Origin of the sequence: Brevibacterium jeotgali (genome assembly GCF_900169175.1) — a bacterium.
Taxonomy (GTDB): domain Bacteria; phylum Actinomycetota; class Actinomycetes; order Actinomycetales; family Brevibacteriaceae; genus Brevibacterium; species Brevibacterium jeotgali.
In genome coordinates this window covers 208,596-222,994 of sequence record NZ_FXZM01000003.1, presented here as the reverse complement: position 1 = coordinate 222,994, position 14,399 = coordinate 208,596, and the positions used below count along the sequence as shown (strand labels likewise).

At 69.1% G+C, this 14,399-nt stretch carries 13 protein-coding genes; 4 read left to right on the top strand and 9 right to left on the bottom strand.

All coding sequences use genetic code 11. From position 1 onward, the window contains the following. Positions 1–15: 15 nt before the first annotated feature. Together nusA and rimP are read right to left on the bottom strand one after the other, a co-directional pair. Positions 16–975 (bottom strand): transcription termination factor NusA, encoded by a 960-nt coding sequence (gene nusA, locus BJEO58_RS04470; protein ID WP_101588086.1) that lies wholly within the window; start codon positions 973–975, stop codon positions 16–18. Between the two features lie 123 nt (positions 976–1,098). Next, on the bottom strand, positions 1,099–1,581 hold the full coding sequence (gene rimP / locus BJEO58_RS04465; protein ID WP_101588084.1) for a ribosome maturation factor RimP: 483 nt from the start codon (positions 1,579–1,581) through the stop codon (positions 1,099–1,101). A 79-nt stretch (positions 1,582–1,660) separates the two neighbouring features. Between rimP and BJEO58_RS04460 the strand changes: the two genes are divergently transcribed. Together BJEO58_RS04460 and BJEO58_RS04455 are read left to right on the top strand one after the other, a co-directional pair. Beyond that, positions 1,661–2,653 (top strand): hypothetical protein, encoded by a 993-nt coding sequence (locus BJEO58_RS04460; protein ID WP_144573815.1) that lies wholly within the window; start codon positions 1,661–1,663, stop codon positions 2,651–2,653. After that, positions 2,650–3,669: an aminoglycoside phosphotransferase family protein gene (locus tag BJEO58_RS04455; protein ID WP_101588081.1), complete on the top strand. Its 1,020-nt coding sequence runs from the start codon at positions 2,650–2,652 to the stop codon at positions 3,667–3,669. The genes BJEO58_RS04460 and BJEO58_RS04455 overlap by 4 nt, the downstream gene beginning before the upstream one ends. 3 nt (positions 3,670–3,672) lie before the next feature. On the opposite strand, the gene BJEO58_RS04450 is transcribed toward BJEO58_RS04455, so the two are convergent. From BJEO58_RS04450 to BJEO58_RS04440, 3 genes are all read right to left on the bottom strand, one after another. Beyond that, positions 3,673–4,485, bottom strand: a complete 813-nt coding sequence (locus tag BJEO58_RS04450; RefSeq protein ID WP_101588080.1) for a TSUP family transporter — start codon at positions 4,483–4,485, stop codon at positions 3,673–3,675. Continuing rightward, complete coding sequence (locus BJEO58_RS04445) at positions 4,482–6,314, bottom strand: proline--tRNA ligase (protein ID WP_101588078.1); 1,833 nt, start codon at positions 6,312–6,314, stop codon at positions 4,482–4,484. Before BJEO58_RS04445 ends, BJEO58_RS04450 begins: the two co-directional genes overlap by 4 nt. Before the next feature lie 257 nt (positions 6,315–6,571). Continuing rightward, the gene (locus BJEO58_RS04440) at positions 6,572–7,525 is read right to left on the bottom strand and encodes a cytochrome b/b6 domain-containing protein (RefSeq protein ID WP_101588076.1); all 954 of its coding nucleotides are present in this window, start codon (positions 7,523–7,525) and stop codon (positions 6,572–6,574) included. Between the two features lie 148 nt (positions 7,526–7,673). Here BJEO58_RS04440 and BJEO58_RS04435 point away from each other — a divergent pair, with 148 nt between their 5' ends. Next, on the top strand, positions 7,674–8,066 hold the full coding sequence (locus BJEO58_RS04435; protein ID WP_101588075.1) for an RNA-binding S4 domain-containing protein: 393 nt from the start codon (positions 7,674–7,676) through the stop codon (positions 8,064–8,066). A 94-nt stretch (positions 8,067–8,160) separates the two neighbouring features. Here the strand turns inward: BJEO58_RS04435 and BJEO58_RS04430 are convergent, their stop codons facing one another. From BJEO58_RS04430 to dxr, 4 genes are all read right to left on the bottom strand, one after another. After that, positions 8,161–9,036, bottom strand: a complete 876-nt coding sequence (locus BJEO58_RS04430; RefSeq protein ID WP_246075968.1) for a GNAT family N-acetyltransferase — start codon at positions 9,034–9,036, stop codon at positions 8,161–8,163. Positions 9,037–9,049: 13 nt separating this feature from the next. Further along, a complete protein-coding gene (gene ispG / locus BJEO58_RS04425; protein WP_101588071.1) occupies positions 9,050–10,198 on the bottom strand; it encodes a flavodoxin-dependent (E)-4-hydroxy-3-methylbut-2-enyl-diphosphate synthase in 1,149 nt (382 codons plus the stop codon). A 103-nt stretch (positions 10,199–10,301) separates the two neighbouring features. Beyond that, positions 10,302–11,708: a M50 family metallopeptidase gene (locus BJEO58_RS04420; RefSeq protein ID WP_101588070.1), complete on the bottom strand. Its 1,407-nt coding sequence runs from the start codon at positions 11,706–11,708 to the stop codon at positions 10,302–10,304. Then, entirely contained in the window at positions 11,705–12,976 is a 1,272-nt protein-coding gene (dxr, locus tag BJEO58_RS04415; protein WP_101588068.1) for a 1-deoxy-D-xylulose-5-phosphate reductoisomerase, read from the bottom strand. Before dxr ends, BJEO58_RS04420 begins: the two co-directional genes overlap by 4 nt. Before the next feature lie 101 nt (positions 12,977–13,077). Between dxr and BJEO58_RS04410 the strand changes: the two genes are divergently transcribed. Further along, positions 13,078–14,295 (top strand): acyl-CoA dehydrogenase family protein, encoded by a 1,218-nt coding sequence (locus BJEO58_RS04410; protein ID WP_101588067.1) that lies wholly within the window; start codon positions 13,078–13,080, stop codon positions 14,293–14,295. Positions 14,296–14,399 lie beyond the last annotated feature (104 nt).

Sequence of the window (14,399 nt, the reverse complement as noted above, 5' to 3'; positions counted from 1 at the left end):
GGATGGCGCTGTGCGTCAGTCCGCGACGATGTCGATCTTCCAGTTGGTCAGGCGAGCGGCCAGTCGAGCGTTCTGGCCCTCCTTGCCGATCGCGAGTGACAGCTGGTCCGCAGGGACCGTCGCCCGAGCGGACCGCATCGCGGCGTCGAGCACCTCGACGCTCTTCACCTTCGCCGGCGAGAGCGCCTGGGCGATGAATGCCCCGGGATCCTGAGACCAGTCGACGATGTCGATCTTCTCCTGGCCGAGCTCGGCCATGACCGAGCGGACGCGCGATCCGAGTTCGCCGATGCACGCGCCCTTGGCGTTGACGCCGGCCGCGGTGGCGTGGACTGCCATCTTCGTGCGGTGCCCGGCCTCCCGTGCGAGCGCTGTGATCTCCACAGTCCCGTCCGCGATCTCCGGCGCCTCGTGGGCGAAGAGCCGACGGACGAGGTCGGGGTGGGTGCGCGATACGGTGATCGCCGGGCCCCGTGTCCCCTTCCGCACGTCGGTGATGAGCACACGGATGCGCTCCCCGTGCTCGTAGGCCTCTCCCGGCACCTGCTCATGGGGCGGCAGGACGCCCTCGACGTCGCCCAGATCCACCTGCACCATCTGAGGGTCGCGTCCCTGCTGGATGCGACCGGAGACGAGCTGCCCCTCGCGATCCTTGAAGGATCCGAGCACCGAATCATCCGCGACATCGCGCAGACGCTGGTGGATGACGTTGCGCGCGGTCATCGCCGCGATGCGACCGAAGTCCTCAGGAGTGTCGTCGAACTCGCCGACCGGGATGTCGTCGTTGTCGAACTCCACCGCCCAGATGGTCGCTGAGCCGGTCTTCGGATCGATCTGGGCACGGGCGTCCTGCCAAGCTCCCGGCGTGCGCTGATATGCCAGCAGCAGCGCCTGTTCGATGAGCTCGACGAGGGTATCGAACGGGATCTCCTTGTCCGTTTCGATCATCCTCAGGGCGCTGAGGTCGATGTCCATCTCTTCCCGTCCTTCTCGGTGGTGCGCTCAGTGGTGCTGCGCGGCGCGGCGTGTCCCGGGATGCCGGCCCGCACTGATGGGGGCCGTCCCGGGCTCACTACTATAGGCGAACGTTCGCCCCGGTCAGCGCAGGGAGACGACGACCTGCGCCGTGGCGACCTCGGAGAAGAGGATCCGGTCGCCGTCCCGCACTCCTTCCAGCACGATCCCCTCATCGTCCACATCCGTGAGGACGCCCTCGACGGTCCCACCGTCGCTCGGCGCACCCTCGTCGGCCCCGAGTTCCGCACGGACGCGCCGTCCACGGGCACGGCGGAAGTGACGCGGCTCCGTCAGGGGGCGCTCTGCTCCCGGGGTGGTGACCTCGAGTGTGTACGGATGCTCGCCCCACACCTCGATCCCATCGAGGACCTCGGAGACCATGCGGCTCGCCTCCGTGACCGTGTCGAAGGGCACGGGATCCGAGTGATCCGCATCGAGGTCGATGACGACGGTGAGCGTCCGATGCCGACCGGCGGCATGGGCGCGGATCTCCTCGACGGTCAGCCCGGCCTCGGCGAGTGGACCTGCGAGTTCGTCGCGGATCCTGTCTGTGTGAAGTGCCATGTATCCCTTTCGCGTGCGGTCGGGCGGCCCGTCGGACGCCTCCACGGAAGCCTAACGACCTGCGGCTACGATTGTCCCCATGCGCAGGCAAGGGAGTGTACGAGGACCCGTTCGCCGGACGGTGCTCGCCGCGGCCTTCGGCCTCGTCACCGCCGGAGCCGCCGGCTGCGGGATCCGCCTCGACCGGGACCCGCAGATGCCCGACCTCTCCCCGGTGGACACGCTCCGTGACGCGGTGGCGCGCACGCTCGCGGCCACGACGGCAGACGAGGGGACCGCGGACGCGATCTCTGCATTCGCCGCGGCGGTCGGTCCCCCGTGGAACCCGCCGGAAGGCCTCGCCGAGCCGGTCGCGCCGCCCAACCCGGATCCCGCACCGTTCGCTGCGGCCGAAGGGCTCGCAGACGCAGCTCGACGGTTCGTCGCCGCCGCCCCCGCCCTGGGCCGCCGCACCGGCCTCACCGCCGTCGTCCTCGCAGACGTGGCTGCCGGTGCTCTGCTGCACCTCAGTGACCTGGACCCCGAAGCCGCGGGATCGATCCGCGGTGAGCTCGCCGATGCGGTGCGGACCGCGCTCGACGTGGGCCTCACCGACCAGGCCGGATCCGGTGCACCAGTCGACCCCGGCGCGCACCCGTCCCCTGCCGAGCGCGACGAAGCACACCCGCTCGCCGCCCTCATCACCGCGTCGCACATCGCTGAGTACGTGTATGAGCGGGCGTCGGTGCACCTGGCCGCAGACTCTCCTGCTCGGCGGGAGTCTCACGCCAGGATCGCCGGACTCAGGGGGATCATGGCGATCGCTCCGACGCTCGCTGACGACGTGACGGTTCCCTCCAGCGCTCCCGCGTGGAAGCTCGGGGAACGGCCCGACGACGGCCCGACCGCCCTCGCGGCGATCCGCGGCGCGGAAGATGCCCTGGTCGAGCGGCTCTGGAGTGCCCGCAGCGCCGTTCCTCCCGCAGTCTTCCTGTCGTGGCTGGACGACAGCGCCCGCGCTCGCCGTCGCGCCGACGGCTTCCAGGACCTCCGCTTCGAGGTCGCCCAGCGGAGTCCGGAGGAGGACGGATGAGAGTGCCGAACGTGCTGTACGAGACGGCGCGGGAGATCAACGGCGAGCACCACACCCATGCGTGGACCCGAGCGCTCGACTTCATGGCCGTCGAACTCATCGATCGCTGGAGTCTCACCCTCGATCCACAGCCCACGAGCCCGTGGGCCGGGTGCGAATCGCTCGTCCTCCCCGTCCTCACCCAGGAGCGTCGCCCTGCGATCATCCGCTTCGCGGCGCCGAATGTGGACAATCCCCGCGTCCATGCGCAGATCCTCGACGCGCTGCGCGCCTGGAACGGCCGCGGTGCTGTGCAGGTGCTGGCGGATGACGCGAGCTTCAGGGCGACGCTCCAGGAGCGGCTGCGGACGGAGACGAACCTCTCAGCCCTCCCCCTCGACCAGGTGCCGGCGACGTGGGGGCAGCTCGCCCAGGCGCTGCGCGTCCCGGGGGTGCCCGGTCTGGTCCGCGTCCAGGACATCGCCTCCGGGTGGCTCGACCGATTCGAGACCGACTCCGCCCTGCTCCGCGAGTTCCCCGACTTCACCCCGGCGGACTGGTCGGTCGTGAACGCCGCACGGATGTGGATCGAACGCCTCGCCCGCTCAGAGGACTCGTGGCTGCTCCACGCGGACCTCCACTACTACAACATCCTCGCCGGACACCCCGACGCCTCCGGCATCGCGACGTGGAAGGCCATCGATCCCCAGCCCCTCAACGGACCCGCCGAATACATGATCGCGCCGCTCCTCTGGAACCGGATGACGGAGATCCCCGCGGTCGACCCCGAAGGGCAGGCCGCCTGGCTGCGCGAGTTCGCGTCGGAACTGTGCAGGTGCGCCGCCGTCGACCCCGCTCTGGGGGTGGGTGCGGCCGTCGCACGCGAGGTGGAGAACATGTTCTGGTACCTGCGTTCAGCTCTGGGCGGCACGCCGAAGGCATGGGGCGACGCGGCCCGATCGCTGTGGGTCGCCCGGGCACTCTCGCGCGTCAGCGTGCACGGCATGAACGCCCACCGTCTCAAGCTGCTCGGCTGATCCTCAGCGTCCGAGGGCGCCGGCGAGCATGGACCACCCCATGCTCAGCACCATCGCTCCCACGACCACGATGAAGACGATGCGGACGAATCCGCTGCCCAGCCGGATCGCAGTCCGCGCTCCGATGTAGCCGCCCGTCAGGTTGCCCAGGGCCATTGCGAGCCCCAGGGACCACACGACATGGCCCGCGGGGACGAAGAACAGCAGCGCACCGAGGTTGGTGGCCCAGTTGACGACCTTGCTCGAGGCGGACGCCTGCAGGAAGCTGAAGCCGATCAGTGCGACGAATCCGATGACGAGGAATGAGCCGGTCCCGGGTCCGAGCGCACCGTCGTAGACGCCGACGACGAAGCCCAGCGCCCATGCCGTGGTGTGGTGTGCCGCCGAATCGGGCGGGAACCGCAGGCGAGCCTCGGCACCCAGGCTGGGCTTCATGAGTGTGAAGACCGCCACCGCGACGAGCACGGCGAGGATCGCCGGACGCAGGACCCCTTCGGGCATGAGCGCGGCGAGCATCGCGCCCACCACCGCACCGACGAGTGCGAGGCCCGCGGCGGGGAACGTCGCGGACCGGTCAGGGGTGACGCGTCGCAGATACGTCAGCGACGAGACCGTCGTCCCTGCGATCGACCCCACCTTGTTGGTCGCGAGCGCCTGGACGGCGGTGATCCCGGGCACCAGCAGCAGTGCCGGGAGCTGGACGAGCCCGCCTCCGCCCACCACCGCATCGATCCACCCGGCGAACACACCGACGGCGAACAGGAGCAGGATGAGCCCCAGCGTCACCTCGATGGCGGAGCCTGCCGCGGGGGTCACACGAGGTAGGTGGTGCGGGAGTCGCCGACGAGTGCGTACCCCGCGTCGACCTGGTCCACGACGGCTTCGGCCGCAGCCGCGACAGGGACATCCGCAGACGTGCCGTCCGTGCGGTTGCGCAGTTCGACGTTCCCGTCCTTGAGCCCACGACCCACCACGAGGACCGTGGGGATCCCGAGGAGCTCCGCATCGCCGAACTTCACGCCCGGGCTCGTCTTGGGCCTGTCGTCGAACAGCACGCGGACTCCGCGGGACTCGAGGTCCGCGGTCAGCGCCTCTGCCGTGTCGAAGACCGCAGCGTCCTTGCCGGTGGCGACGATGTGGACATCCGCGGGTGCGAGGTGCTGCGGCCAGATGAGACCCCGGTCGTCGTGGTACTCCTCCGCGATGCACGCCATCACGCGGGACACGCCCACGCCGTAGGAGCCCATCGTCACGACGCGGGACTTGCCGTTCTCATCGAGCACCGTCAGCCCCAGGGCCTCTGCGTACTTGCGGCCCAGCTTGAAGACCTGACCGATCTCCACACCGCGCGCGAGCTCGAGCGGGCCGGAACCGTCCGGAGCCTCATCGCCCGGACGGACCTCGGATGCCTCGATCGTGCCGTCCGCGACGAAGTCACGGCCGTAGACGAGGTCGTAGACGTGGTGGCCGTGCTGGTTCGCGCCGGTGATCCAACGGCTGCCGTCCGCGATCCGCGGATCGACGAGGTAGCGCAGGCCGGACGCGCCCTCGAGTCCGAGGAAGGGGTCCGTCAGGGAGACGCCGGGGCCGATGTAGCCCTTGACCAGCTGGGGCAGCCCCGCGAGGTCGGCCTCCGTCGCCGCCTCCACGGCGATCTCGCCCTCGCCCAGCCGGCCGGTGCCCTCGGCGCGGTCCAGGTCGACGTCGCGGTCGCCGGGCAGCCCGATGACCACGATCTCGCGCTCACCGTTCGCGTGGGTGACCGCGACGACGACGTTCTTCAGCGTGTCTGCGGCCGTCCATTCCCGGTCCTGGCGCGGCTGCTGTGCGTTGGAGGCATCGACGAGCGTCGCGATCGTCGGCGTATCCGGGGTCGGCTCGATGTGCGCCTGCGGACTGTCGGCCCATTCGACCGGCTCCGGAGCGACTGTCGTCACGGCTTCGACGTTCGCCGCATATCCGCCCGCGGTGCGCACGTAGGTGTCCTCGCCGACGACCGACGGGTAGAGGAACTCCTCTGTACCGGCACCGCCCATGGCCCCCGGGGTCGCCTCGACGATCACGTAGGGCAGACGCAGCCGGTCGTAGATGCGGACGTAGGCGTCGCGCATCGCCTGGTAGGACGCGTCGAGGCCCTCATCATCGAGGTCGAACGAGTATGCGTCCTTCATGATGAACTCGCGACCGCGCAGCAGGCCGGCACGCGGGCGGGCCTCGTCACGGTACTTCGTCTGGATCTGGTAGAGACTGAGCGGCAGATCCTTGTAGGAGCCGTAGAGGTCCTTGACGAGGAGGGTGAACACCTCTTCGTGAGTGGGCGCGAGCAGGTAGTCGCCGTCCCGGCGGTCCTTGAGTTCGAAGAGGAGGTCGCCGAACGCCTCCCAGCGGCCGGATGCCTTGTACGGCTCTGCCGGCAGCAGCGCGGGGAAGTGCACCTCCTGCGAGCCCGCCCGTTCGATCTCCTGCCGCACGACCGTCTCGATGCGCCGCAGCACGGCGAGGCCCAGCGGCAGCCACGTGTAGATGCCCGGGGCGGAGCGGCGGATGTATCCCGCGCGGTGGAGGAGCTTGTGGCTCGCGACCTCGGCGTCGACCGGGTCCTCCTTGAGAGAACGCACAAACAGACTGGACATGCGCAGTGGCACGGGCACTCCTCGGAGAACGGTCGACGACGGGACGGACGCTGGAACTCTATCACCGGGGCGCCGCCCCGATCCGCTGACCGAGGACCGGATGCGCGGACCGGGCCCGTGGTCCGCTCCGACGTCTGATCGCATCACAGGACGCCCAGCTCCTCGGGCGACACCGGCACCTCTGCGTCTCGGCGCGCGCACGCCCGGCACCCTGCGCAGGGTGCCGGGCGTGCGCGCGTCGCGTGGACGGTGCCGAGGAGACTGCTCCGTCAGCGGCTCACCTTGCCGAACATGTTGGCGACGGGGGTGAGGAAGACCGGCCGCGCCAGGAACCAGGCCGCGACCATGACCACGATCGAGATCGCGAACATGATGAAGGCGAACCACGGCGCATCCGGGGATGCCGCGTACATGTGCTGCAGGTTGCCGAAGATCCCGTGGCCGCCGACGACCGCACCGACGAACACGAGGAACACGTGGATCGCGATGAAGACGAGGAAGAACACCATCGTCGGGAAGTGCAGAGCGCGCGCGACGGGGGCCGGGAAGACCTTGTTGATCCCCGAGTCCTCGGGCCAGACGTTCGACATCCGCAGACCGGTGACGAGCGAGATCGGCGCGGCGATGAAGATGACCGTGAAGTATGCGATCAGCTGGAGCGCGTTGTAGTTCGTCCAGCCCATCTCCGCCGGCCAGTCCATGGACGCGTACTGCAGCGCCGAGGAGATCGCATGCGGGAAGATGTCCCAGCTGAGCGGGACCACGCGCTTCCACTGATCCGTCGCGAAGAGCAGCACGAAGAACACGACGCCGTTGAGGGCCCAGAGCGCGTCGAACATGTAGTGGATCCACAGGTTCATCGTGATCTTCTCGGGAGCCTTCTTCGTCTTGATCAGGCCCTTGTTGTTGCGGGTCCAGTGGCCCTTGGGCCGCTCTGTGATCCGCACCAGGATGCCGGTGCGGATGATGAGGAGCATGAAGAAGGCGTTGAGGAAGTGCTGCCAGCCGAGCCAGGCGGGCAGACCGGACTCGACCTCATTCACCGGGTCCTGCCCGGGGTACTTGTCGATGAAGGCCTCAACAGACGGGATCGTGCGCAGCCAGATCGCGAGGAGGACGATGACCCCGAGCGCGACGATCGAGCCGCCGGCGATGAGGGCGGGCTTGATGAAGGGCTGGACGTCGAAGCCGCCCTTCTTCTTGTTCTTGGAGGACGTGTTCACGCGCGCCTTCCTGGTCCAGCGGCGGGAGCACGGACGCCCGCCGAGGGCGGTTCCCGACTCCACACCGGAAATGGGATGCAGATGTTCGTGACTGAGCATAGCGTGAGAGTTCTAACGACCGTTAAGTGGCTCGCTGTAGTCTGCACGCATGCCGGAACCGGATGTCACTCCAGGAGCCTCGATGCGGGTCGATGTGTGGCTGTGGGCCGTGCGCATGTTCCGCGCCCGCTCCGCCGCCACCGCCGCGGCGAAGGGCGGTCACGTCCACGTGGACGGCGCCCGCGCCAAGCCCGCCCAGAAGATCACGGCCGGGCAGACGATCCGCGTGCGCACTCCGGGCGGAGAGCGCATCCTCGTCGTGCGGGCGATGCTGTCCACGCGTGCAGGAGCCCCGATCGCACAGCAGTGCTATGAGGACCGCACGCCTCCCCCGGATCCGGCACTGCGCGCCCCGGTGCCCCGCCGCGACAAGGGGATGGGACGTCCCACGAAGAAGGACAGGCGGGACCTCGATCGGCTGCGGGGACGATCGTCCCGGTGACCGGGTCGGCGGCCGCTCCCCGCGACCAGGGCCGACGCTGCACCCTGACCACGCAGCAGTCGCTCGTCAGGACATGCGCATCAAGACACGCGCGTCAGTACATGACGGTGGCGAAGGTGCCGCGCTGGACGTAGCCGGCCTTCTCATACGCGCGCAGCGCAGGAGCGTTGTAGGAGTTCGCGTAGAGGCTCGCCGTCGGCGCGACGTGCTGCATGGCATGTGCGGAGACGGCCACCATCGCTGCACTCGCGATCCCGCGCCCGCGGAAGTCCGGGTGGGTCCACACCCCCTGCACCTGGACTGCGGACGCGGATCGGATCCCCAGATCCGCTTTGAAGATCACCTGCTGCCAGCTGCCCGGCGCGGGCCATTCGCGGATCGGCCCGCCATCGGGGCCTCGCTCCGACATGACGAGCAGGGTGCTGCGGTGATCGAGCAGACTGCGCACACGGGCGCGGTACTCGCGCTGCCCCTCCTCGATCGGAGAGAAGCCGACCTCTTCCGTGAACATCTCCACCGACGCGGCGAAGACCGGCCCGAAGTCCGCGGCGACGCCCAGTCGCACGCCGGGGTGCGCGAACACCTCCGGCTCCTGCTCGCAGACGAGGAGCGGCTGCGCGGGCCGCACGCCACGCGGGTCGCCCCAGTTCAGCTGATCCGTGAGGTCGAGGACCCACGAGGAATCGCCGATGAATGACGTCGACCATCGTCCTCTCGCGTTGAGCAGAGTGGCGATCGGCCTGTTGGTCTCCGGCGTCGCGTCGACGGCGACGACGCTCCCGCCCAGCCAGTAGGCGGCGATCGGGCCGAAATCGTCGAACACTCCGTAGAGCGTGCCGGTGGGACCGGAGATGTCCGCCGACCCCCGCGCGTTCACGAGCGCCAGCAGATAGCAGTTCCGCGCCGGGTCCGCCTGCAGGACGTGCATGAGCCACTCGGTGTACCGGTGCGTGAGCGGGAGGATCCTCACCGGACGTGCGGGGTCATCCGACGACGACCTCGGCATCGCCCTGTGCCAGGCCGTTCTCGTCTGCGATCCGCATGGCCTCTTCGATGAGCGTCTCGACGATCGCGGATTCCGGGACCGTCTTGATGACCTCGCCCTTCACGAAGATCTGTCCCTTGCCGTTGCCGCTCGCGACTCCCAGGTCGGCTTCCCGCGCTTCGCCGGGTCCGTTGACGATGCAGCCCATCACGGCGACGCGCAGCGGCACCTCGAGTCCTTCGAGCCCGGCAGTCACTCGGTCCGCGAGCGAGTACACGTCGACCTGGGCACGGCCGCAGGACGGGCAGGACACGATCTCCAGCTTGCGCGGACGCAGATTCAGCGACTCGAGGATCTGATTGCCGACCTTGATCTCCTCGACCGGGGGTGCGGACAGGGACACCCGGATGGTGTCACCGATCCCCTGGCTGAGCAGCGTGCCGAAAGCGGTGGCGGACTTGATGGTGCCCTGGAAAGCAGGCCCTGCCTCCGTCACTCCCAGGTGCAGCGGCCAGTCGCCGCGCTCCGCGAGCAGTTCGTACGCGCGGACCATGATGACGGGGTCGTTGTGCTTCACGGAGATCTTGAAGTCGTTGAAGCCGTGCTCCTCGAAGAGGGAGGCCTCCCAGACTGCGGATTCGACGAGCGCCTCCGGCGTCGCCTTGCCGTACTTGTCCATGATGCGCTTGTCGAGCGAACCGGCATTCACACCGATGCGGATGGAGACGCCGGCGTCAGCCGCCTCCTTCGAGATCTGCTTGACCTGATCGTCGAACTTGCGGATGTTGCCCGGGTTCACGCGGACAGCCGCACAGCCGGCCTCGATCGCCTTGTAGACGTACTTGGGCTGGAAGTGGATGTCCGCGATGACGGGGATCTGCGACTTACTAGCGATCGCCGGAAGCGATTCAGCGTCCTCGGTCGCGGGACAGGCCACACGCACGATGTCGCAGCCGGCCGCAGTGAGCTCTGCGATCTGCTGCAGGGTGCCGTTGATGTCCGTGGTCTTCGTCGTCGTCATGGACTGGACGGAGACCTGGTGGTCGGACCCGACGCCCACCGTGCCGACCTGGATCTGCCGCGTCTTCCTGCGCGGTGAGAGGACGGGAGGAGGAGGCGCGGGCATACCCAGGTTCACTGCGGTCACAGAGGTGGTTCCCTTCGAACAGGTCGGGTCCGGACGTTGTCAGCCATCGTACTCCGCGGCCCCGGGAACACTCTGGACGCCCGGGGTGAGGCGGCGCACGCTCCTAGGAGCCGAACAGTCGCACGGGTTTGACGATGTCGACGTAGAGGAGGAGCACCGTCATCATCAGGAAGCACGCGACGACGACGTACGTCAGCGGCAGCAGCCGCGCGGTGTCGAACGGGCCGACGACCCCCCGCCCCCGCCACCTGCTGATCCTCCTGCGGGCACCTTCATAGAGCGCGACGGCGATGTGCCCGCCGTCCAGGGGCAGGAGCGGCACCATGTTGAAGGCGAAGAGGAAGAGGTTGAGGGAGGCGAAGAGGCCGACCCCCGTCTGCGCCTTGTCGACCATGTCGAGCGTGATGACCTCGCCGCTGGCGGTCTCCACCTCGTCCGTCGACGCGATCTCGCCGGCGACACGGCCCACGCCCACCATGCCCATCGGGCCTTCGGGGTCACGCGGCTCATCCGAGAAGGCGACGTGCGCGATCTCCACGAGCTTCTGCGGCAGGGTGGCGAGCGCGTGGAAGGTGCCGCCGATCGCGCTGCCCGCCTCCGCGGGGAACTCGGCCACCGGGATCGGCTGGTACTCCTGTGTGGGCCCCACGCCCAGGAATCCCGCGGGCACCGTCCTCGTGGTGCCGTCGTCGTCCTCGACCGGCTCACCGTCGTCGTCGAGCACCGGACGCTCCGTCTCGATGATCGGCACGTCGAGGGTCCGCTCCTCGTCCGCTCGTTCGATCGTGACGGGCACGGTCCGCCCGGCCGCGTCGCGGATGAGGCCGGTCATCGTGCTCCAGTCCGTCGCGGGCTCGCCGTCGACGGCCAGGATCGTGTCGCCCGGATCGATGCCGAGCTCCCATGCGGGAGTGAGCTGGTCGCCCGGCTGGCACTCCGCCTGTTCCTCCGCGGTCCGCTCTGCTGCGACCTCGGCGGGCACGGCGCATTCGACGACGGTCTGCACCGTGGTCGTGGGTGCGGGCATCCCGATGCCCAGGAGGCTCACGGCGAGCGCGAGGATCCCCAGGACCAGGTTGACGAACGGTCCGCCGAACATGACGGCGAGCCGCTTCGGCACGCTCAGCGCGTAGAACGCACGGTGCTCCTCCCCCGGTTCCAGTTCTTCGTTCGAGAACGCGCGTGCATCCTCCACCGCCCCGGCGAACAGTCGGGGCCTCCTGCGGCGGGCGCGGCGACGACTGCCGCCCAGGCGTGTGTTCGACTCGTCCTCCGGCGGGTACATGCCTGGCATCGCGATGAAGCCGCCCAGCGGCAGCGCCTTGACGCCGTAGACGGTCTCGCCGCGGCGCTTCGCCCACAAGGTGGGTCCGAACCCGATCATGTACCGGGTGACCTTCACCCCGAACCGCTTGGCCGGAACGAGGTGTCCGAGTTCGTGCAGCGCGATGGAGGCGGAGATGCCGACGAGGAAGAGGACGACGCCGATCGTGTAGAGCAGCGCGGTCATGCGGTGGCGGCTCCTTCGCCTGCGTGCCGGGCGACCCAGCTGTGGGCGAACGAGCGCGCGCTGCCGTCCGCCGCGAGCACCGCGTCACGGGTGAGCGGCGCGACTGCACCGGCCGCGCTGCCGGTCTGGACGGCCGCGGGTCCGTCCGCCGCCCCACGGCTGCTGTGGTCGGCGAGTGCTGCGGCGATCCCGTCGGCGATCCCGGTGAAGGGGATGCGGCGGTCGTGGAAGGCGTCGACGAACACTTCGTTCGCCGCGTTGTACACCGCGGGGAAGGTGCCGCCCCGACGTCCTGCTTCCACTGCCAGTCCCAGCGCGGGGAACGCCTCGTCGTCGACGGGTTCGAACGTCCACGTCGAGGCCCGCGTCCAGTCGTTGGCGGGGGCACCGGAGCCGATCCGCTCCCCCGCTCCCAGTGCGTACGCGATGGGCAGCCGCATGTCCGGGGGCGACACCTGCGCGATGGTCGACCCGTCCGCGAACTCGACCATCGAGTGCACCTGCGACTGCGGGTGGACGACGACGTCGATCCTGTCGTACGGGATGCCGAACAGCAGATGGGCCTCGATGACCTCGAGGCCCTTGTTCACGAGGCCGGCGGAATTGGTCGTGACGACGCGTCCCATGTCCCAGGTGGGGTGGGCGAGGGCCTGCTCCGGGGTGACCGTCTCCAGCTGCTCGCGGTCGAACCCGCGGAAGGGGCCGCCGGATGCGGTGACGATGAGCTTCGACACCTCCTCCGCCCGGCCCGCCCGCAGCGCCTGTGCGATCGCCGAGTGCTCGCTGTCGACCGGGATGAGCTCCGCTCCCGAGGCCGCGGCGGCACCCAGCACCACGTCACCGCCGATGATGAGGGACTCCTTGTTCGCGAGCGCGACATCGGTGCCGGCCTCCAGCGCCGCAAGAGTCGCGTCGAGGCCCGCAGCACCGGTCACGGCGTTGAGCACGACGTCGGTGGCCAGCGCGGCGATCCTGGCGGGGGCCTCGGGACCGGTCTCGATGACCTCGACGGGGTCCGGCAGATGCTGGCGGGCGGCTTCGGAGGCGAGCGCGGAGCGGATGGCGGCCCGGGCATCGGCGGCGGGAGGGTGCGCCAGGCCGATCGCGGGGACGGAGAACTCCACGGCCTGGGCCGCGAGCTCCGTCAGGTTCCCACCGGCTGCGAGCCCCGTCACGCGGAAGCGCTCCCGGTGCAGGCGGAGCACGTCACGGGTCTGGGTGCCGATCGAGCCCGTGGCTCCGATTACACTGAGTCGTCGTACAGTCACAGTCCCTGATCATCGCATCGTTCCTGAAGAATTCGCTGATCGAGGGGGACCTCACTGCGGCGCCGCGAGGTCCCGCAGTGATCGAGAGGAAGGACGCCCACATGGCCGTCACCAAGGGGAAGACCAAGACACCGGACGAGATCCTGCAGGTCGATGAGATCTTCGAGAAGGAGGATCTGGAGTGGGCGGGGGTGGTCCGCAGCTGGCTGAACGAGCACGTCCGGGACAACATCGGTGACTGGTACCTCGACGGCACCATCCCCGCACGGGAACTGGCAGAGGGCCTCGGCGAGCTGGGTGTGCTCGGCATGCACCTCGAGGGGTACGAGTGCGCCGGCTCCACCGCGACGCAGTACGGTCTGGCCTGCCGTGAGCTCGAAGCCGTGGACTCCGGCCTGCGCTCGCTCGTCAGCGTCCAGGGCTCGCTCGCGATGTTCTCGATCCATCACTGGGGGTCGGAGGAGCAGAAGCAGGAATGGCTGCCGCAGATGGCCGCCGGCCGGGCGATCGGCTGCTTCGGCCTCACGGAGCCGGACGTCGGATCCGATCCTGCGGGCATGAAGACCCGCGCGACGAAGGACGGCTCCGACTGGATCCTCAACGGCGCGAAGATGTGGATCACGAACTCGCCCGTCTCCGACGTCATGGTCGTCTGGGCCAAGACGGACGAGGTCGATGAGAAGACGGGCGAGAAGGGCGTGGTCCGCGGATTCGTCGTGCCCACCGACACCCCCGGTGTGGAGACGCCGGAGGTGCAGCGGAAGCTGTCGCTGCGCGCGTCGATCACCGGAGAGATCGTGCTCGACAACGTGCGCCTGCCGGAATCCGCCATGCTGCCGAAGGCGTCCGGCCTCAAGGGGCCGCTGTCGGCACTGTCCGAGGCGCGCTACGGCATCGTCTTCGGCGTGACCGGCGCCGCGCGCGACTCCCTGGAGGAGGCACTGCGCTACACCGACACGCGCATCCAGTTCGACCGCCCGCTGTCGTCCTTCCAGATCTCGCAGCAGAAGCTCGCCAAGGCGTTCGGGGAGTACTCGGCGATCACGCTCACGGCCGCACACATCGGGCGGCTCAAGGACTCCGCCGCCGGCGTGCGTCCCGAGCAGATCAGCCTGGGCAAGATGGTCAACGTCGACACCGCCATGAACATCGCCCGCGACCTGCGCGCACTGTTCGGCGGGTCGGGCATCACCAGCGAGTACTCGCCGCTGCGGCACGCGATCAACCTCGAGACCGTCCTCACCTACGAGGGCACCCACGAGGTCCACCAGCTCACGCTGGGTCGTGCGATGACCGGTATCAACGCCTTCGCGAACTGACGCGGACTCCCCTCCCGCCCCACTCAGCGCGTGGGTGCGGACCGGCCCTGAACCATATGGTTCGGGGCCGGTCCGCACCCATGCGGCTCTGTTCAGTGGGAACC